The following is a 19,451-nucleotide window of genomic DNA, read 5'->3' on the forward strand; positions in this document are numbered from 1 at the left end:
TGAGAAAAAAATCCATTTGAATTAAAATATTAAGTACAAAACCCCAAAAAACAGAATTTTATGAGCAGCAAAAAAGAATTCGAAACAAACATTTCATTTGATTTGCCTAAAAACCAATCAAATGTCATTAAAGTCATAGGTGTTGGTGGCGGTGGTAGCAATGCCATAAATCATATGTTCCAGCAAGGTATAAAAGGTGTAGATTTTTACATCTGTAATACCGATGCACAGGCATTACAAAATAGTGGTGTGCCTAATAAAATTCAGCTAGGTCTTAATTTAACTGAAGGATTAGGTGCTGGTGCAAATCCAGATATAGGCGAGCAATCTGCTGTTGAGAGTTTTGATGACATTTCTCAAATGCTAGACTCAAACACAAAAATGGTTTTTATTACTGCAGGAATGGGCGGTGGAACCGGTACTGGGGCAGCTCCAATTATTGCTAAAATGGCTAAAGATTTAGACATTTTAACTGTTGGAATTGTAACAATGCCATTTCAGTTTGAAGGGAGAATGCGTATTGAGCAATCTCAAAAAGGAATTGAAAAATTAAGAAAAGTAGTCGATTCGTTAATTGTAATCAATAATAATAAACTTCGTGAAGTATACGGAAACCTAGGTTTTAAAGCAGGTTTCTCGAAAGCCGATGAGGTGCTATCTACCGCTGCTCGTGGTATAGCAGAAGTTATTACGCATCACTACACACAAAACATCGATTTACGCGACGCTAAAACTGTTTTAAGTAATAGCGGAACGGCCATAATGGGTTCTGCCTTAGCTTCAGGTCAAGATCGTGCACAAGATGCCATTCGTAAAGCACTCGATTCTCCATTATTAAACGATAATAAAATAACAGGAGCTAAGAATGTATTATTATTAATCGTTTCTGGCACCCAAGAAATAACAATTGACGAGATTGGAGAAATAAATGATCACATTCAAAATGAAGCTGGTCATGGTGCTAACATTATTATGGGTGTTGGCGAAGATGAATCATTAGAAGAGTCAATTGCTGTAACCATTATAGCTACAGGATTTAATATAGAACAACAAGATGAAATTTCCAATACAGAAACTAAGAAGGTTGTTCATTCATTAAGTGAAGATTTAGAATTAGATGCAAAAGAAAAAGAACCTGTTGTTATCGAACCAACAATTGTTCTTGAAGAAAAGAAGGAGCCGCCAGTAGTTCGTCACACTTTAGAGATTGAAGAAGAGGAAGTTACTTTTGTTAAAAAGGAAGAGATTGAAGAAAAACATAGGGATATTGAACTCATTCCAACTTCAGAAATTATAAAAAACATGAATGTGGTTTATGATGAAGTAAAAGCTGATTATGGCACATTTGAAGAAGATGAAGATTTCATTATCAAACCAGTTACTAGAATGGTTGCAGACGTTGAAAATGTCCAGGATATTGAAGTTATTTCAGATAGTATTGAAGAAGAGCAACAAATCACATTAACCTTCGATTTGCCATTGTCAAATTCAAGCGAATCCAAAGAAGAAGAAATAGAAAATGAAGATTTAGTAACTTATGATTTAACCGATGATGTAAAAGATATATCTGTTAATGATTATGTGGAGTTAATCACTGTAAACGAGACAAACGAAGAAGGCGATATTCGTTATGCATTGGATGATTATGTTGAGGTAGAATCTTCAATGAATAATACTCAGAAAGCAACTAAAGTTGTTGAAGAAGAAGTAGATGAGGAAGTTGTCTTTGAAAAGAAAGTTGTTAAAGAACCTGAATTAGGAGAAGACACAGCAGAAGAAATAGACCCAATGAATAGTCCAATTTCTGAGTTGTTAAAAGAGCGTGCGGAAGAGCGCAGACGTAAAATGAAGGACTTTAACTATAAATTTAATAATGCCAAAATTGATGATATTGAAAAAGTGCCTGCTTACAAGCGTCAAGGTGTCGATTTAAAAGAAAATAAGCATTCATCAGAAACAGATTTATCTAGAACAAGTATTGGTTTAGATGATAATGATGATCTTCAATTAAGAAATAATAATTCATTTTTACATGATAATGTAGATTGATTTATTCGAATTTAACCTAGTGTGTTATTTAATGACCCGAAAAGTTCCCTCGACTTTTCGGGTTTTTTTTCTGGTCTTTAATGCAAAGGCAGAAATCTATTTTTTATCTTCGCAAACAGCAAATATTAAAAACTATGAGTTTACAACAAGAAGTAATGACAGCATTAAAAGCAGCTATGAAATCTAAAGATCAAACAGCGTTAACAGCATTACGAGCTGTAAAATCGGCTATTCTTTTAGCTCAGACAGAATCAGGTGCAAAAGAAGAATTAACGCAAGAGCAGGAGCTTAAAATACTCCAGAAGCTAGTTAAACAACGTAAAGATAGTGCTGCAATTTATTTAGAACAAGGTAGAAAGGATTTGGCATTACCTGAAATTGATGAAGCTGAAGTTATAAGTCAGTTTTTACCTGAAGCACTAACTGATGACGAAATTGAGAAGGTTGTTGTGGCTATAATTGACCAAATAGGAGCTAACGGCATGAAGGATATGGGGAAAGTTATGGGAATGGTTAGTAAAGAATTAGCTGGACAAGCAGATGGTAAAACCATTTCTAATATTGTAAAGGCTAAGTTATCTTAAGTTATTAAACATAAAATATAATGGCTGCGTAGTTCAACTGGATAGAATATCAGATTTCGGCTCTGAGGGTTGGGGGTTCGAATCCCTTCGCGGTCACAAATAAAAAGCAACTAAAAAATAATCTCAATATTTTTGGATTAGTTTTTAGTTGCTTTTTGCATATAGTAAAAACTTAGAATGTTTTATTAAGGCATTTTAAAATCCCAATTATTTTAATTCAAGAATATAACCATAAAAGGATCTAAATCACCATGACTTTTATCATGCTTTATTTAGAATTAGTTTAATAATTTTAGTGAACTAAACATTTAAAACTTAATGTCATGATACGAAAAGCACCAGTTTCTATGATAATGACAGAGCATGTCATCACATTAAAAAAAACAGATAGCCTAGAAAAAGCCGAAAAGTTATTTAAGCGACATAAAATACGACATATTCCTGTTGTCGATGACGATGCCATAATTGGAATGCTTAGTTATTCTGACTTATTACGATTGAGTTTTGCCGATGTTACCAATGAAGACGAAAACATTGTAGATGTAATGGTATATAATATGTTTAAAATAGACCAAGTTATGAAACGAAACTTAGTTACAGTATCGTCATCAAAATCTATAAAAGAGGTTGCTGAAATATTAGCTACAAACGAATTTCATGCGCTACCGGTAGTGGATAATAATAAGTTAAGTGGCATTGTAACTACTACAGATTTAATTAAGTATTTACTTAAACAGTTTTAAATCATCTTAGTATGTCATCAAATAAGGTTTTATTATTTCAAATGATTTATTGATAAAGCCTCCTTATGAGTTAGTATTTTTTTTAATCTAAATGAAATCTCATGAAACATATTCCAGTATCTTCAATTATGACTAAAAAAATTGTAGCAATTACCCTTACGGAAGATTTAGAAAGGGCTGAATTGTTATTTAAGCGTCATAAAATAAGACATATTCCAGTCGTTTCCAATGAGGTTATAGTTGGAATGTTAAGTTATACAGATTTGATGCGAATAAGTATTGCAGAAACTGATGATGAAGCCGGAAATACAATTGATTCGATAGTCTTTAATACTTTTAAAATAGAACAAGTCATGGCAAAAAGTGTCGTGACTGTAAGTAGTGAAACGTCAATTAAAGAAGCTGCTAAAATTCTGGCTAAAAATGAATTTCATGCTTTACCAGTAGTTGATAATGGCGAATTAGTTGGTATTATAACAACTACAGATTTACTCAACTATCTCGTTAACGAGATTTAAGAATTAGCAAGAGCTTTTAATTCTTTGATAGTTTCAGGTTGGTTCTTACTTTTAAAAACATAGCTTCCTGCTACTAATACATCGGCTCCGGCATCAACCAGTTGTTTAGCATTTTTATTGGTTACTCCGCCATCAATTTCTATTTTGGTTGCAGCACCTTTTCTTGTAATTAATTCTTTTAGCTGCTTAACTTTATTATAAGTGTTTTCAATAAAACTTTGTCCGCCAAACCCCGGGTTAACACTCATTAAGCATACTAAATCAATATCATTTATCGTATCTTCCAAAAGACTAACATTGGTGTGCGGGTTTAGCGCGACACCAGCTTTCATGCCTTCTGCTTTTATGGCTTGTAAGGTTCTATGTAAATGTGTGCAGGCTTCGACGTGTACAGTTAAAACATGACTACCTAAATCGGCAAACGTTTTAATGTATCTATCAGGGTCTACAATCATTAAGTGTACATCAATGGTTTTATTGGCGTGTTTGTTAATAGCTTGTAGTACCGGCATCCCAAATGAAATATTTGGTACAAAAACACCATCCATAATATCAATATGAAACCAATCTGCATCACTCTTGTTCACCATTTCTATATCTCGTTGAAGGTTAGCAAAATCTGCTGCTAATATGGAAGGTGCAATTAATTTAGAACTCATTTTAAAATATTAAATATTGTGTAAAAATAAATGTTTTAGAATCTTTTTTAACCAATGACACTAATAAAATTTTCAACCATTGAAATAACCTTGTTTGCAATTTTGTTATCGGCTTGTTTTAACCATTTAAGGTATTCGTTTAACTGATTAAATTCGGAGCTACTTTTTACTATCGAAAACCCGAAATTATAGTCTTCAAATATGCGTTGTTCAATTTTATTGTTTATTACTTTAATTATGTTTTTGTGTCTAGAATCAAATTTAATTTTTTCATAGGTAGTATCTACATGCTCTTCATCGCCTTCAAGAACTTGTAAAAAGTTGCCATTTTGGTATATTAAAATACCCGTAATATTTCGTTTTAAATTATTTTGTTTCGCCTTGGCGTATATTCTTTTTATATTTTCTAACGACTCAGATTCATTTGAATCACTAATGTAACAAATCGTTTTTAACATATAAGGTTTATATTGGTTGGTGTCGCTAATGTAAAAAGATGTTTTGGTTATTTCGAATTTTTTTAAAAAATAAACCCGCGGTAATCAGCCGCGGGTTCTTTCATCAATCAAAAAACGAACAGTTATGTTTTGTAACTGTTGTTACTGTAATTTAGTCGTAATTATTGTTAATTACTATCCTAAATAAGTCTTTAATATTTTACTTCTAGACGTATGTTTTAATCTACGAATAGCTTTTTCTTTAATTTGTCTTACACGCTCACGAGTTAAATCGAAAGTCTCACCAATTTCTTCAAGAGTCATTGGGTGTTGATTACCTAACCCAAAGTATAAACGAATAACGTCGGCTTCACGAGGCGTTAATGTCTCTAGGGCACGTTCAATTTCTGTACGTAAAGATTCGTGCAATAATTCCTTATCAGGATTTGGTGATTCTCCAGAATTCAATACATCATACAAGTTAGAATCTTCACCTTCTACTAAGGGAGCATCCATACTTACGTGACGTCCTGAGTTTTTCATGGACTCTTTTACATCATTAATTGTCATATCCAATTCCTTTGCAATTTCTTCAGCCGAAGGTGGACGTTCATGACTTTGCTCTAAAAATGCAAAAGTTTTATTTATTTTATTGATGGAACCAATTTTATTTAATGGTAATCGCACAATACGAGATTGTTCAGCTAATGCTTGAAGAATCGATTGGCGAATCCACCAAACCGCATACGATATAAATTTAAATCCACGAGTTTCATCAAAACGTTGTGCTGCTTTAATTAAACCTAAGTTACCCTCATTAATTAAATCAGGTAATGTAAGTCCTTGGTTTTGGTACTGTTTAGCCACAGATACAACGAAACGTAAATTAGCTTTTGTTAACTTTTCTAAAGCGATTTGATCACCAGCTTTAATGCGTTGAGCTAATTCTACTTCTTCGTCGGCTGTAATTAAATCAACCTTACCAATTTCCTGTAGGTATTTATCTAACGAAGCGGTTTCTCTATTAGTAACCTGCTTCGTAATTTTAAGTTGTCTCATCTAAAGTTCTCCTGTATTAAATTGTGAATAAAATAGGTCGTTCAATAGTTATACGTAAGAATAACAGTTTTTGTTACAAAAAAATTCAAAATAATTGCTATTTCTTATATTTATGACTCGAAATTGATTAAAAAGTCACTTATATGTGTTAATCATTTAAATTAAAAGCTTACTACTTTTATCAATACGGACCAATAAAAGGCAAAGTAAGTTTTATTCCAGACAGAAAAGAAAAGGATAATAATTTTTATGTGCATGTAGATTTACCTAAGAATCATAGATTTAATTTACGGTCAGGGTATTCTGTACAAGGCGATATCATTTTAAATAAAATGATATTAGGTAGATATATTATTAAAAAATTATTCGAAAAGTACGACAATCAATTCACCACACAAAAACCGCCACCTGTAAAACAAGAGTTTAATTAGTTCAGTTTTAAATTTTAATTAAATAATTAGGCGTTAGGTTTATGCTTTCCAGCATCTCTTCAGTATATTTATAATGACCGCGTACAGTAATGATTCTAAAACGAGACGATTTTAAATTACTAATAGTGTTCAAAAACAACCACTTCGATTTTAATAGTCTTGGTTTTTCGGATTTTAAGCTAATATCAAAATAATGCTTTCGACCCTCTTTGGTTGCAACAATATCTGGAGTTATACTAATATCGCTACCCGCTTTTATAAATGATTTCGGAGTTTCATAACCTTCAATATCGGCTTTAATATTTTCAAACCCTCTATTTTCTAGATAGGTAATTGAACTTTCTACTACGTCGGTGTTATTTATTTTATCTTCTTGTATCATAATTCATAAGATAATGAAAATCAACACATAAGCAAATAATTAACAAGGTTTAACTTTTGGAAGTACCTGAGTTACTCAAAATCAAATGCGTCATTATCAATAATAATGCGATCTCGTAATCTATTAATTTTTTGGTGCATTCTATTGAAAAATAGAGAACGGTCCTTCTCTCCTGCATTAACCAATAATTTGGAAATGCTCATTTGTTTCTCAAAGAACTCATGCATGAGTTCGCAAGTTGGCTGGTGTTCAATTTTAAAATAACTTATTACTGTAAAAGGAGTAAAAAATACCTTTTGATGTGGAGTTTTCACCATAACGGTGTTACTCATTGTATGTATATCATTTATATAAAGATTGTAGATTGATTTATTTTTTGAACCAACTAAACATTGCTGGATAGCTTGTTTTTCAATAAGGTGTACAACATCTTCAATATCTTTACAAATTAGTAAAGCGAGTTCTTTTGAGAGCGCGCCAGATTCAAAATAATAGAGTACTTGCTGCAAAGAACCATTAATAGTTGTGTTATTCCATATTTCAGTAATATTTATGTCTTTATATACTTGTCCTAATTTAAAAGCATTTTCTAGCAGAGAGTCTGGAATGTTTTTTATGAAATGATCAAACGAAATTTTATTTCGAGTCATTTCTGGATCTACATCTTTTAACCAAACATACATTTTGTAGCGCGACAAGTACGAATCTTTTAAAGTGTGAAAAAGTGGAATGTCTTTAGCTGAATAAATTATGGTCGCACTTTTTAGTTTTGTTAATGGGTATACGTTGTTATAAGATTGTTTTAGCCACATTTCTAAACCCACAATGTTATGGATTGGTGGCGATAAGTCTGCAAGAATGGTTGTACTACTTCCAACCTCAAATAACTTATTTAATGAAATTTTATAATGTTTTGCGAGTTTAACTCCTTCTTCTAATGAAATACTTGTTTTTTGGTTGATTCTTCTATAAGCAGCATCGTAGCCAATATCTAGTACCGAAGCAATTTCGTCAACAAATGAAGTGTTATTATTGGATTTAGACTTTAAATATTTAATAAATAATTCTTGCATTTTTTCAAAAATTGCAAGTAGGAAGTAGAATGGTTTTGTGAAAATTAAGAAAAATAAATGAGTTTTTCAGACTATTTACGATATGCCTATGTGATTTTTACAACTAATTTTAAGTTATTAATCAATTGCATATCAGTTGCTAAGCAGTTTTTGTGTGATATTTAAATCAATTTATTATGAAAACAATTAAATATATTATTATCACCGCTCTTTTGATGCAAGGTGTTTGTGTTTATACCCAAACAGAAACAAATAGTTTATTCATTCGTGTATTTTCAGAATCAAGAAAAAAAATAGCTAAAGGTAAAATTGTGTTTATGAACGATAGTATTTTGTGTTTGAAAAGAGGTCAAAAAAAGCAGAATATTCAAGTGAAGGATATCTGGCGAATTAAAACGAAACGATCTGAAGGGAATAGTGTTTTAGCATCTACAGCAACAGGCGCAACTATTGGAATAGTATTGGGAGTTGCAACCGCAGATCCATCTGATTGGTGGGGTTACACAGCAGGCGAAGGCGCAATAGCTTTTGGGAGCTTAGGAGCTATTGGAGGAGCTGCAATAGGAGGAATCTCCAGTGCGTTTAAAAACTCTGAAACTTATGTTATAAATGGAGATATTGATAAATGGAGGCTTTTTAAAGAAATGATTGAGAAGGTAAAGTATAAATAAATATACCTAAACAAATAAAAGCCCGTTTCAAATTGAAACGGGCTTGTTATTAAGATTTGAAAAAAGAAACTAATCCTCTTTTTTGTTGTCTCTTGGCCTTCTATCGTCACGACGGTTGTCGCGTCCACGATTATCTCTACCTCGGTTATCACGACCTCGATTATCTCTATTGTTATCTCTTGGTGGTCTTGCTACATAACCTTCTGGTTTTTCTAATAAAGCTTTACGAGATACTTTTTCTTTACGTGTTTTTGGATCAACTCCAAAATACTTCACGTTAAATACGTCTCCCATATTTACTACATCAGAAACATTTTCAGTACGTTCCCAAGCTAATTCACTTACGTGCAACAAAACCTCATTTCCTGGAGCCTGAATATATTCAACAACAGCTCCAAAATCTAACATTTTAATTACTTTAACTTCGTAAGTACCTCCAACTTCAGGCTTGAACAATAAAGAATCTATTTTTGCCATTACAGCATCAATACCTTTACTTCCAACACCTAAAACTTCTACAACACCTTCTTCTGTAACTGGGTCTTCATTAATTACAATAGTCGTATCGGTTTCTTTTTGTAATTCTTGAATTACTTTTCCACCAGGACCAATTAATGCGCCAATAAATTCATTAGGAATACGTCTAGTTACCATTGTAGGTGCGTGTTCTTTAACTTCAGCATTAGGTGTAGCAATGGTCTCAGTAATTTTATCTAAGATATGTAAACGACCATCACGAGCTTGTTTTAAGGCATTTACTAAAATCTCGTAACTTAATCCTTTTACTTTTATATCCATTTGGCAAGCCGTTATACCATCAGCTGTACCTGTTACTTTAAAGTCCATATCACCTAAATGATCTTCATCACCTAAAATATCAGATAAAACAGCATATTTTCCAGAATCGGCATCAGAAATTAATCCCATGGCAATACCAGAAACAGGCTTTTTTAATTGAACACCAGCATCCATCATCGCCATAGTTCCAGCACAAACCGTTGCCATTGAAGAAGAACCATTAGATTCTAAAATCTCTGAAACGATACGTACAGTGTACGGGCAATCTTCAGGAACCATACCTTTTAATGCACGCTGTGCTAAATTTCCATGTCCTACTTCACGGCGCGAAGTCCCACGAATTGGTCTTGCTTCACCGGTTGAAAAAGGAGGGAAGTTGTAATGTAAATAAAAACGCTCTTCACCTTCAAAAGATGGCATATCAATTTGGTTTGCTTCTCTACTTGTACCTAAAGTAACCGTAGCTAAAGCTTGAGTTTCTCCTCGTGTAAAAATTGAAGAACCATGGGTTGATGGTAAATAATCTACCTCACACCAAATTGGTCTAATTTCGTCAGTTTTTCTACCATCTAAACGTAAACCTTCATTTAATGTTAAATCTCTAACTGCTGCTTTTTCAGCTTTACTGTAGTATTTAGAAACTAAATCACCAATATCTTCTAACTCTTCTTCAGAGAATGAAGCTTTTATTTCTTCTTTTATTTCTGCAAATGCAGCACTACGTTCATGTTTTGCAGAACCTGCTTTAGCAACAGCATATACTTTGTCATATGCCATATCATGAATTTTCTTAGCCAAATCTTCATCTTCGCGTTCTGGATCGTACTCACGTACTTCTTTTTTACCGAAAGCTTCAGCTAATTTTACTTGAGCAGCACATTGTACTTTAATTGCTTCATGTGCAAACTTTATAGCTTCAGTCATTTCTTCTTCAGAAATCTCATTCATTTCACCTTCAACCATCATTACAGAATCAGCCGAAGCTCCAATCATCATATCGATGTCAGATTCTTCTAATTGTGATCTTGTTGGATTGATAATAAATTCGCCATTTACACGACCAACTCTGGCTTCAGAAATTGGGCATTCAAAAGGGAAATCAGATAATTGAATTGCTGCAGATGCGGCTAAACCTGCCATAGCATCTGGCATAACATCATCATCATGAGACATTAATTGAATCATCACCTGAGTTTCAGAATGATAATCTTTTGGGAATAACGGACGTAAAACACGGTCTACCAAACGCATAGTTAAAACTTCACCATCACTTGGTCTAGCTTCTCTTTTAAAGAAACCGCCAGGGTATCTACCAGCAGCTGCAAATTTTTCACGATAATCTACTGTTAAAGGTAAAAAGTCCACATCGGCTTGTTTGTAATTGGAAACAACTGTACACAAAAGCATACATTTTCCAGATTGCACAACAACACTACCATGAGCTTGTTTTGCTAATTTTCCGGTTTCAATAGAAATTTCTCTACCGTCACCAAGGTCTATAACCTCTTTAAAAACTTTTGGAATCATAAATTTTTTCTTGTAATTCAAGTATAATCATACTCAAATCATGTTAAACAATGGTCGTTGTGTTGTGTGTAGTTGTTGTGTGTGCGACTTTAAAGTCTTGACCAATGAAAAACTGTTTGTTCCGATTTCGCCTCGGAATCTAGCTTCTTCTAAAACGTTCTTTAAACTCTTACGCTGGAGTTGTTTTATTGGGCGTTACCCACAAGGGGTCGGGCTTTTCGCTATATCTTTTTTGCAGAAAAAGCAAAAAAGGATGCCACTACAATCCCTAACGCAAAAACAAAAAAGAGGCTAGAAATAGCCTCTTTTTTATAAATATTATTTTCTTAAATTTAATTCTTTTACTATGGCACGATATCTTAAGATATCTTTCTTAGTTAAGTAATCTAGTAAAGCACGACGCTTTCCTACTAATTTCACTAAAGAACGCTCAGTATTATAATCTTTACGATTATTTTTTAAATGCTCAGTTAAGTGATTAATTCTATGCGTAAATAACGCAATTTGTCCTTCTGCACTTCCAGTATCGTTCTTTCCTTTACCGTGTTTTGCGAAAAGTTTTTCTTTTGCTTCTTTTGCTAAATACATGCTAATATTATTGTAAATGATTGTTATGTACACGAAAGCCTTTCTTTCGAGCGGCAAAGATAGGTATTTTTTATAATTAAACAAGACTTCTTTTTCTGTAAAATTTTTATTAAATTAACATGAAAATACTTAATATCCATGGATAAAATATTTACCAATGCCATAGATACCAATTTATTACCCGAAATTTTTAACAATGCCTATCATGGTATTGCAATTGTGGGTTTAGATGGAAAGTGGTTATTAGTAAGTAAAAGTTTGTGCGATATATTGGGTTATACAGAAAATGAGCTGTTAAGTCTTACTTTCCAAGATATCACGCATAAAGAAGATATACCTTTAGATTTACGTCAATTAAATCAACTTCTAAAAGGTGAAATAGAAAACTACAAAATGCAGAAGCGCTATTTTACCAAAAATGGGGACCTCATTTGGGCGCAATTATCGGTTTCTCTAGTTCGAGATGAAGAAAATAAACCAAAATATTTTATTTCACAAGTACAAGATATTACCAAGCGTAAGCGTAAAGACAATAATAGAGCTATAATTGCAAAAGTTATAAAAGAGCAAAATCAGCGCCTATTAAATTTCTCAAGAATAATTACTCACAATTTAAAAACTCATGCAGGGAATTTAGATAATTTAACAAAATTTGTTGAAGAAGAAATCCCTGAAACTTCAACCAATGAGAGTTTTAAAGTATTAAAACAAGCGGTTCAAAATTTACAAGATACCGTCGCGCACCTTACAGAAATAGCTAAATTTTCCAAATACGATAAATCTCAACTTAGACCATTAAATTTATATGATTATGCTGTAAATGCCATTTACAACATAGCATCTTTGGCAAAAAATAATAATTGTGAGATTGAGAATTTAATCGAAAAAGATGTAAAAGTTATTGGTATTGAGGCTTATCTAGACAGCATATTATTAAATCTGCTAACAAATGCTATTAAATACCGAGAAGAATCTAGAACAGGGCATATTATTTTAAAAACCAAATTAAAAAATAATCGAATTGTTTTGACCGTACAAGATAACGGCATGGGCATTGACTTAAAAAAACATGGAAAAAAAATGTTTTCGCTTTATCAAACCTTCCATAATCATAGCGATTCCACAGGTGTCGGTTTATTTATCACAAAAAATCAAGTTGAGACTATTGGAGGTCGAATCAAGGTGAAAAGTAAAGTAGGTAAAGGTTCTAAGTTTATGGTTTATTTCAGACCAGGTTAGTTTAATTGCTCAATTTCAAAAAAAAAGAGTCGGTAATTTTACCGACTCTTTTTTTTTATATTTATACTACATTTTATTTTCTTAGAGGTTGATTCAATATCAAATCTAAATATTTATTTACCTTGTCTTTAAGCTCTTTACGCAGCGTTATAAAGTCAAGAAACCCGTGTTCTAGTAAAAATTCTGAAGTTTGGAATCCTTCTGGTAACTCCTTTCCAGTTGTATCTCTTACAATACGTGGTCCAGCGAATCCTATTAAAGCTCCAGGCTCTGCAATATTAATATCGCCTAACATAGCAAAAGAAGCCGTAGTTCCTCCTGTTGTTGGGTCGGTACATAATGAAATGTAAGGCAATTGAGCATCGGCTAATTGCGCTAATTTTACAGATGTTTTGGCTAATTGCATCAATGAAAATGCAGCTTCCATCATTCTAGCTCCTCCAGATTTTGATATAACCATTAAAGGCAATTTGTTTTTAAGCGCATAATCTGCCGCTCGAGCAATTTTTTCACCTACAACACTTCCCATAGATCCGCCAATAAAAGCAAAATCCATACAAGCTACCACCAATTCTTTACCTTTAGATTTTCCAACAGCACATCTAACCGCATCTTTTAGTTTGGTTTTCTTCTGTGCAGCTTTTAAACGATCTGGATATTTTTTGGTGTCTTCAAATTTAAGAGGGTCTTTAGATTCTAGATTTGCATCTAACTCCTTAAATTTATTATCGTCAAAAAGAATTTCAAAATATTCTCTACTACCAATTCTTACATGGTACCCGTCTTCTGGACTAACGTAATAGTTTTTTTCTAACTCTTCAGTATCAACAATTTTACCCGTTGGAGATTTATACCACAGTCCTTTTGGGGTGTCTTTTTTCTCTTCGGTAGTTGTTGTAATTCCTTTTGTTTTTCTTTTAAACCAAGACATATATTGATTTATTTTTTAAGTTTTTACGATTTTTTGATTTATAATAAATCTAAAAATCATGGATTTTGGTTAGTTGATTTTTGCGTTTGCAAAGTGTACAAAATTACTATTTTTATTAATCAAACTCAAAATTTGTGACTCCAATCTCGAATCATTAAATATAGTAAAAATTAAAATCCTGCTCTAAACTAACTTAGTTAGTTGTAAAACAGGATTTTATATATTATTTGTGTTAAAGAATCAAAGCAATGTTTCTTTCCGTTAACATTCGGGAAAGAATTAAAAATTCAACCCTTAACAAACGCCCTAATATTATAGAGTATTTACATTGTTTAAATCTTCAAAAGCCTTTTTTAAACGCTCCACAAAAGTTTTTTCGCCTTCACGTAACCAAACTCTTGGGTCATAATATTTTTTGTTAGGAACATCGTCTCCATCTGGGTTTCCAATTTGTCCTTTTAAATAATCAGCTTTAGAGTTCATATAATCTCTAATACCACTCATAAATGCATATTGTAAATCGGTGTCGATATTCATTTTAATCACTCCGTAGCTAATACCCTCACGAATTTCTTCAACTGTAGAACCAGATCCGCCGTGGAATACAAAATCGATATGATTATGCTCTACACCGTATTTTTTCGAGATATATTCTTGAGAATTTTTTAAGATTTTTGGAGTTAACTTGACATTTCCTGGTTTGTAAACACCATGTACATTACCAAAAGCCGCAGCAATAGTAAATTGATCGCTTACTTTACTTAATTCTTCGTAAGCATAAGCCACCTCTTCAGGTTGTGTGTATAATTTAGAATCATCAACATCGGTATTATCCACACCATCTTCTTCACCACCTGTAATACCAAGTTCTATTTCTAAAGTCATGCCCATTTTAGACATTCTTTCTAAATATTGCTTACAAATTTCGATGTTTTCTTCAATTGGCTCCTCTGAAAGGTCAATCATATGTGAACTGAATAATGATTTTCCAGTTTCTTTATAATGTACTTCACTAGCATCTAATAATCCATCAATCCATGGCAGTAATTTTTTAGCACAATGGTCTGTATGTAAAATAACAGTAACACCGTAAGCTTCAGCTAAGGTATGTACATGTTTTGCTCCAGCAACTGCTCCTGCAATGGCTGCTTTTTGCCCATCGTTGCTTAAACCTTTACCTGCATTAAATTGTGCACCACCATTAGAGAATTGTATAATTACAGGCGCATTTAAATCTCTAGCCGTTTCTAAAACGCCATTTATAGTGTCTGACCCTATTACGTTTACTGCTGGTAACGCATAGTTATTAGCTTTTGCGTGGTTGAAAATAGCTTGTACTTCTTTGCCTGTAGCAACCCCTGGTTTTATGTTGTGTCCCATTACTTATGTTTTAAATTTAATTAGTGATTAGTAAAATTCAAAAGTAATCAATTTTATAATAATTAGTGTCGGTTTTTACCTTTGAAAGCGTAAAGTTTGACTAAAACGTTTTAGTAGAATTTTGAGTTTAGTGACTTGTTATTATGAGTTTTACAGTGGTAATAAATAAGTTTAAATAGTGATAAAGGTAGAAACTGTATCTATTAAAAAGGGTAGTTGATACCAATATTATAAACAGCGTTGGTAAAGTTAAAGTCGTTTAACCACCTGTTACCCTCACTGTAAGAGGGGTCGTAGGATTTGAAACCAACATCAAATCTGAATATAAAAAAACTAAAATCGTATCGTAACCCAAAGCCAGAACCAACCGCAATGTCTTTTAATGAATTAAACCCTGAAAAAGTGGCAGCATCATCTTCAACATTGTCTAAAACATTCCAAATATTTCCGGCGTCAACGAAAATAGCGCCATTTAAATCGCCAAAAACATTGAATCGTTGTTCTACACTAAAAGCTAGTTTAAAATTAGCTTCATTGAACTCGTTCGTAGATTCAGAGCTTCCAGGACCTAAATTATAGGCACTCCACGCACGATTATCGTTAGGTCCACCGGCAAAGAAACTCTTTGCAAACGGAATACTGTTGGAGTTGCCATATGGAATAGCTATACCCACAAATCCTCTAGCTGCAAGTACATTTTTTTTGCCTAAATCCCAGTGTTTAATATAATCAAGTTCGGTTTTAACGTATTGGGAATAGGCAACATCAAGAAATTGATAACGACCTTCATCATCTTTTTTCAATCCTAAAAGTTTTGAAGTGCTAGCTAATACATTGCCTGCCAATTCAAGTTTTGCTCGAAAAATAGAAAAATCATTATCAAATAAATTCGTTCTATCATCTTTTGAATAACTAAAACTAGACGATAAAATTAAGTTGTTTTCTGTTAATCTGTTTTTACGTTCGCTGATGCCCGAAACGGCTTGATAGTCGGTTGAATTACTTGATTCATAGTTGGTATCACTCAAAACTAAATCGATAAAATCGTCTGCTTTTTCCTCTATTAAACTTTCAGCTCCAGCTTCATTTGTTGAAATATATTCTGAAGGAGTATTATAAGAGTCGAGTGCAATATCTTCCAAACTATCAAAGGCATTGGTATAAACACTAAAGTAATTATTTGGGTTTTTATTGTTTACAAATTGAATATTAAACAAGTCTAATCTGTTTGTAACCTTGGTGCTGGGATACCAATTATAACTAAAATTACCACTAAAAGTTTGCTTATCTAATCCTATGTTGGTTTGACTAGTGGTAGCTAAGCCAATACTTGTACTAGGAGACATGTATTTTGGAATGATGTTTTCTGTATAAAACGGAGAAAACAATCTTGGGATGGTTAATTTTACGTTTAAACCATATTCTACGATATCAAAAAACGGGTCGCCTTTTTCTCGAGCATCTTCAGATGCACCAATAGAACCAATACCCGATAACGACAAGGTTTCAGCGCCTTTAAAAATATTTCTAATTTGTAAACTTGGGTTAAGCGAAAAACCTACTTGCTGAATATTACTTTGCGATACATCGGCACTAAAATTTAAATTAAACTTTTTTAAAGGCGACAGTCGAATGGTATCTGTTAATGTGTTATCTGGATTCTCAAAATATTCAATATTAGGATATTTAAACGTACGAAGCTCAGTTAAATAACGATAGGTTCTAGTTCGGTCTATGTTTCGATAAACCGCTCCTGGAGATATAAAAATAGCATCTGTAATGGCCTTTGGTCTATATCGCATTTTACCATAACTGAACAATTTATAACCACCATACGACACCGAATCTTGAAAGGGTTTGTTTCGGTTTTCATAACTATAATCGGTAATAATATTGACATCACTAATTCTATAAACTTTAAAAGGTTCTCGTCGTATAGAATCTGGAGTTCTTATGGCTCTGTCTTGTATTTTAATGCCAACATTTACTTTTTTGTTGGTGCCTATAGTATCCATTTCAAAGGTGATATAATCTTGATTGAAATGATAAATACCAGAATTTAATAATTCATTTGATATGCGTTCGCGCTCTTGTTCAAAATTTGTTACTCGATATTGTTCTCCAGTTTTTATTAATGCATTTTTCTCAAACCTTTTGTACAAGGAATCAATAATTGGCGACTTTATAGTTTCTGTTATTGAATCTATTAAAAAGGCTTGTTTTGTTGCGACTTCGTAGGTTATTTGGGCACGTTTATTATCTTTTTTTTCAATATTATAGTCTGCTTCAACATCAAACCACCCATTGCTTATGTAATAATCTTTAAGTCTACCAACCGATCGTTTGGTTTTTTCTTCATTAACAATAACCGGGGCTTCTCCGGTTTCTTTAAGCCAATTATTAAAACCAACTGCAGTCTTTTTAAGCTTATCTACTTGCTTTTGCGAAAAACGTTTAGTTAGTTTTTCTCTTCGTTTAGGTTTTTTATCTAACCAAGATTCAAAAAGAGAATCTCGATTCGGTCTGGCCTTATTGTAAATATGGAGGCGAAGTGGAATACCGGCTATTTTTCTGTTGGGTTTTTGATATAGTAAATTGTTTATGGTTTCGGTATTATCTTTTTTCTCATTAACAACAACAGTCGTGTTAGTTAGTAAATACTCGTCTTCAGCAACTCTTTTCACTGCGTTACAAGAGTATAAATAACCTGCAAGTAATGCTAAAATTAATATTTTTGAGAGCTGTTTTTTCAAATGAAATTAATAGTTAATTTAAGTTTTAGACTTTTAAAGACGTCAGTATTTGTAAGTTTGTAATTGAAATGTTGATAATCGATTCAAAAATACATTATTTAAACATAAAAAATATAAATGCTTTCTAAAAGTCAAATAAAATTAATAACGAGTTTAAAGCAAAAAAAATATAGACAACAGCATGGTTTTTTTGTTGTTGAAGGAATTAAAACAATAAAAGAATTATTGCATTCAGATTTTAAGCTTCACTTATTATTTACTACAGAATCGTTCAATATTAATGCCAAAGATGAAGTTTTAATCACGGAAGTAGATTTAAAGCGCATTAGTTTTTTAAAGACCCCAAATAAAGCACTTGCAATTTTTAAAATACCAGAATTTAAAGCTATAGAACAGTCTGGTCTTATTGTTGCTCTTGATGCCATAAGAGATCCTGGAAATCTAGGTACCATTATTAGATTATGTGATTGGTTTGGTGTTAAGGAGTTGGTTTGCAGTAAAGAAACTGTAGATTGTTATAACCCCAAGGTTATTCAGGCAACTATGGGTTCAATTACACGAGTAAATATTTCTTATGTTGATTTGGTTTCGTTTTTAAAAGAAGGCAATTTACTTGTTTTCGGTGCGTTTATGGAAGGTGAAAATGTTTATAAAACTACACTCCCTGAAAAAGGTATTTTAGTGATGGGTAACGAAGCCAATGGCATTTCAAACGAAGTTGAAAAGTTTGTAACAGAAAAAATATCAATTCCAAGGTTTGGAGATGTTCAAGCAACCGAAAGTTTAAATGTAGCTACAGCAACTGCTATTTTATTAAGCGAATTTTGCAGACGATTCTAAAATAACAATCACGTAACAAATTAAAAATAATTATTGATTCTTTTTTACTTGTAGCTTATTGAAACGTAAAGTTTATAAAAACACCACGTGTCTGCATACCTGCTATATTACTTGTCCAAGGGCTATTAGGGTCGTTATCTCTAACTAATTCATCGTTAATTCCGAAAAGCCCACGAATAGAAGGTGTAAATTTAAAGTTGTACAAATAGAAGTCGATACCAAAACCTAATTCGTAGAAAATAGAATTTTTGGTTGTTCTAAATTGTCCGTTGCTATTGTCTTCAGGGTTGTTTTCGTTGCTAGATAGATTGAGTGCTGTTGAAAACCCGCCAACAATAAAAGGTTTAAAATTATTAACTCGTTTCGTCGATACTTTTAATAATAAAGGGATATGGATGTATGTCGATTTTACCTCTCTTACTAAATCTGAAGCTTTAACATCTGGTTCGTTTTGAAACCATTCTTGCCCATAATATAATTCTCGAGTCGTAATAAGTAAACCAGGTTCTAAACGCAAATCAATAAAACTATTTATACGTAAATTACCAATAAGACCAACGCTAAAGCCTGGGCTTCGTTTTACATATATATCGCGTAAATCGGTGTTATAGTCAAAATTAAAATCGTAATTATTAATGCCTAAAAAGTACCCCCAGCGTAACAAATTGTTATCGGTAGATCCTCGTCCTTGGTTGGCGTCATAGGTCACTTTTTCTTTCTTAAATAACTGAGCGTTAGAAGTTTCTATGATGAATAAAAAAGAAATAAAGGCAAAAAAATACTTCATAT

The 19,451-nt window shown here is 32.6% G+C and carries 18 protein-coding genes and 1 tRNA gene; 8 read left to right on the plus strand and 11 right to left on the minus strand.

The features are described 5' to 3' along the window. Nucleotides 1-60: 60 nt before the first annotated feature. The 5 genes from ftsZ to BUA46_RS12630 all read left to right on the plus strand — a co-directional run bounded on the left by ftsZ (nucleotide 61) and on the right by BUA46_RS12630 (nucleotide 3,894). Nucleotides 61-2,049: a cell division protein FtsZ gene (gene ftsZ, locus BUA46_RS12610; protein ID WP_019387915.1), complete on the plus strand. Its 1,989-nt coding sequence runs from the start codon at nucleotides 61-63 to the stop codon at nucleotides 2,047-2,049. A gap of 134 nt (nucleotides 2,050-2,183) precedes the next feature. Beyond that, nucleotides 2,184-2,633, plus strand: a complete 450-nt coding sequence (locus BUA46_RS12615; protein ID WP_019387914.1) for a GatB/YqeY domain-containing protein — start codon at nucleotides 2,184-2,186, stop codon at nucleotides 2,631-2,633. A gap of 22 nt (nucleotides 2,634-2,655) precedes the next feature. Beyond that, nucleotides 2,656-2,729, plus strand: a tRNA-Arg gene (locus BUA46_RS12620). Nucleotides 2,730-2,956: 227 nt separating this feature from the next. Then, nucleotides 2,957-3,376 carry a CBS domain-containing protein gene (locus BUA46_RS12625; protein ID WP_019387913.1) on the plus strand — a complete coding sequence of 140 codons (420 nt, stop codon included), beginning with the start codon at nucleotides 2,957-2,959 and terminating at the stop codon, nucleotides 3,374-3,376. Nucleotides 3,377-3,477: 101 nt separating this feature from the next. After that, on the plus strand, nucleotides 3,478-3,894 hold the full coding sequence (locus BUA46_RS12630) for a CBS domain-containing protein (protein WP_019387912.1): 417 nt from the start codon (nucleotides 3,478-3,480) through the stop codon (nucleotides 3,892-3,894). Here the strand turns inward: BUA46_RS12630 and rpe are convergent. The 5 genes from rpe to BUA46_RS12660 form a co-directional block, all read right to left on the minus strand. Next, complete coding sequence (gene rpe / locus BUA46_RS12635; protein ID WP_019387911.1) at nucleotides 3,891-4,553, minus strand: ribulose-phosphate 3-epimerase; 663 nt, start codon at nucleotides 4,551-4,553, stop codon at nucleotides 3,891-3,893. The genes BUA46_RS12630 and rpe overlap by 4 nt on opposite strands. A 47-nt stretch (nucleotides 4,554-4,600) precedes the next feature. Next, nucleotides 4,601-5,011, minus strand: a complete 411-nt coding sequence (locus tag BUA46_RS12640) for a BLUF domain-containing protein (protein ID WP_019387910.1) — start codon at nucleotides 5,009-5,011, stop codon at nucleotides 4,601-4,603. A 174-nt stretch (nucleotides 5,012-5,185) separates the two neighbouring features. Next, nucleotides 5,186-6,049 (minus strand): sigma-70 family RNA polymerase sigma factor, encoded by an 864-nt coding sequence (locus BUA46_RS12645; RefSeq protein WP_019387909.1) that lies wholly within the window; start codon nucleotides 6,047-6,049, stop codon nucleotides 5,186-5,188. Nucleotides 6,050-6,487: 438 nt separating this feature from the next. Continuing rightward, nucleotides 6,488-6,862, minus strand: a complete 375-nt coding sequence (locus BUA46_RS12655; protein WP_019387907.1) for a hypothetical protein — start codon at nucleotides 6,860-6,862, stop codon at nucleotides 6,488-6,490. 71 nt (nucleotides 6,863-6,933) lie between these two features. Beyond that, complete coding sequence (locus tag BUA46_RS12660; RefSeq protein WP_019387906.1) at nucleotides 6,934-7,935, minus strand: hypothetical protein; 1,002 nt, start codon at nucleotides 7,933-7,935, stop codon at nucleotides 6,934-6,936. A gap of 176 nt (nucleotides 7,936-8,111) precedes the next feature. Between BUA46_RS12660 and BUA46_RS12665 the strand changes: the two genes are divergently transcribed. Beyond that, nucleotides 8,112-8,606, plus strand: coding sequence for a hypothetical protein (locus BUA46_RS12665; protein WP_019387905.1), 495 nt, complete (start codon nucleotides 8,112-8,114; stop codon nucleotides 8,604-8,606). Nucleotides 8,607-8,675: 69 nt separating this feature from the next. On the opposite strand, the gene BUA46_RS12670 is transcribed toward BUA46_RS12665, so the two are convergent. Both BUA46_RS12670 and rpsO read right to left on the minus strand, forming a co-directional pair. Further along, complete coding sequence (locus BUA46_RS12670) at nucleotides 8,676-10,931, minus strand: polyribonucleotide nucleotidyltransferase (RefSeq protein WP_019387904.1); 2,256 nt, start codon at nucleotides 10,929-10,931, stop codon at nucleotides 8,676-8,678. 318 nt (nucleotides 10,932-11,249) lie between these two features. Next, nucleotides 11,250-11,519, minus strand: a complete 270-nt coding sequence (rpsO, locus tag BUA46_RS12675) for a 30S ribosomal protein S15 (RefSeq protein WP_019387903.1) — start codon at nucleotides 11,517-11,519, stop codon at nucleotides 11,250-11,252. Between the two features lie 138 nt (nucleotides 11,520-11,657). On the opposite strand from rpsO, the gene BUA46_RS12680 reads away from it, so the two are divergent. Then, nucleotides 11,658-12,758: a sensor histidine kinase gene (locus BUA46_RS12680; RefSeq protein WP_019387902.1), complete on the plus strand. Its 1,101-nt coding sequence runs from the start codon at nucleotides 11,658-11,660 to the stop codon at nucleotides 12,756-12,758. 73 nt (nucleotides 12,759-12,831) lie between these two features. Here BUA46_RS12680 and accD read toward each other — a convergent pair whose 3' ends face one another. The 3 genes from accD to tamL all read right to left on the minus strand — a co-directional run bounded on the left by accD (nucleotide 12,832) and on the right by tamL (nucleotide 17,822). Next, complete coding sequence (accD, locus tag BUA46_RS12685) at nucleotides 12,832-13,689, minus strand: acetyl-CoA carboxylase, carboxyltransferase subunit beta (RefSeq protein ID WP_019387901.1); 858 nt, start codon at nucleotides 13,687-13,689, stop codon at nucleotides 12,832-12,834. Between the two features lie 312 nt (nucleotides 13,690-14,001). Next, the gene (gene fbaA / locus BUA46_RS12690; RefSeq protein WP_019387900.1) at nucleotides 14,002-15,069 is read right to left on the minus strand and encodes a class II fructose-bisphosphate aldolase; all 1,068 of its coding nucleotides are present in this window, start codon (nucleotides 15,067-15,069) and stop codon (nucleotides 14,002-14,004) included. 203 nt (nucleotides 15,070-15,272) lie between these two features. Next, nucleotides 15,273-17,822 (minus strand): translocation and assembly module lipoprotein TamL, encoded by a 2,550-nt coding sequence (gene tamL / locus BUA46_RS12695; protein WP_019387899.1) that lies wholly within the window; start codon nucleotides 17,820-17,822, stop codon nucleotides 15,273-15,275. Between the two features lie 117 nt (nucleotides 17,823-17,939). On the opposite strand from tamL, the gene BUA46_RS12700 reads away from it, so the two are divergent. Next, nucleotides 17,940-18,662 carry a TrmH family RNA methyltransferase gene (locus BUA46_RS12700; RefSeq protein WP_019387898.1) on the plus strand — a complete coding sequence of 241 codons (723 nt, stop codon included), beginning with the start codon at nucleotides 17,940-17,942 and terminating at the stop codon, nucleotides 18,660-18,662. Nucleotides 18,663-18,717: 55 nt separating this feature from the next. Here the strand turns inward: BUA46_RS12700 and porT are convergent, their stop codons facing one another. Next, a complete protein-coding gene (gene porT / locus BUA46_RS12705) occupies nucleotides 18,718-19,449 on the minus strand; it encodes a type IX secretion/gliding motility protein PorT/SprT (protein WP_019387897.1) in 732 nt (243 codons plus the stop codon). Between the last annotated feature and the right edge of the window lie 2 nt (nucleotides 19,450-19,451).

Origin of the sequence: Algibacter luteus (assembly GCF_900141715.1) — a bacterium.
In the GTDB taxonomy this organism is placed as follows: Bacteria; Bacteroidota; Bacteroidia; order Flavobacteriales; family Flavobacteriaceae; genus Arenitalea; species Arenitalea lutea.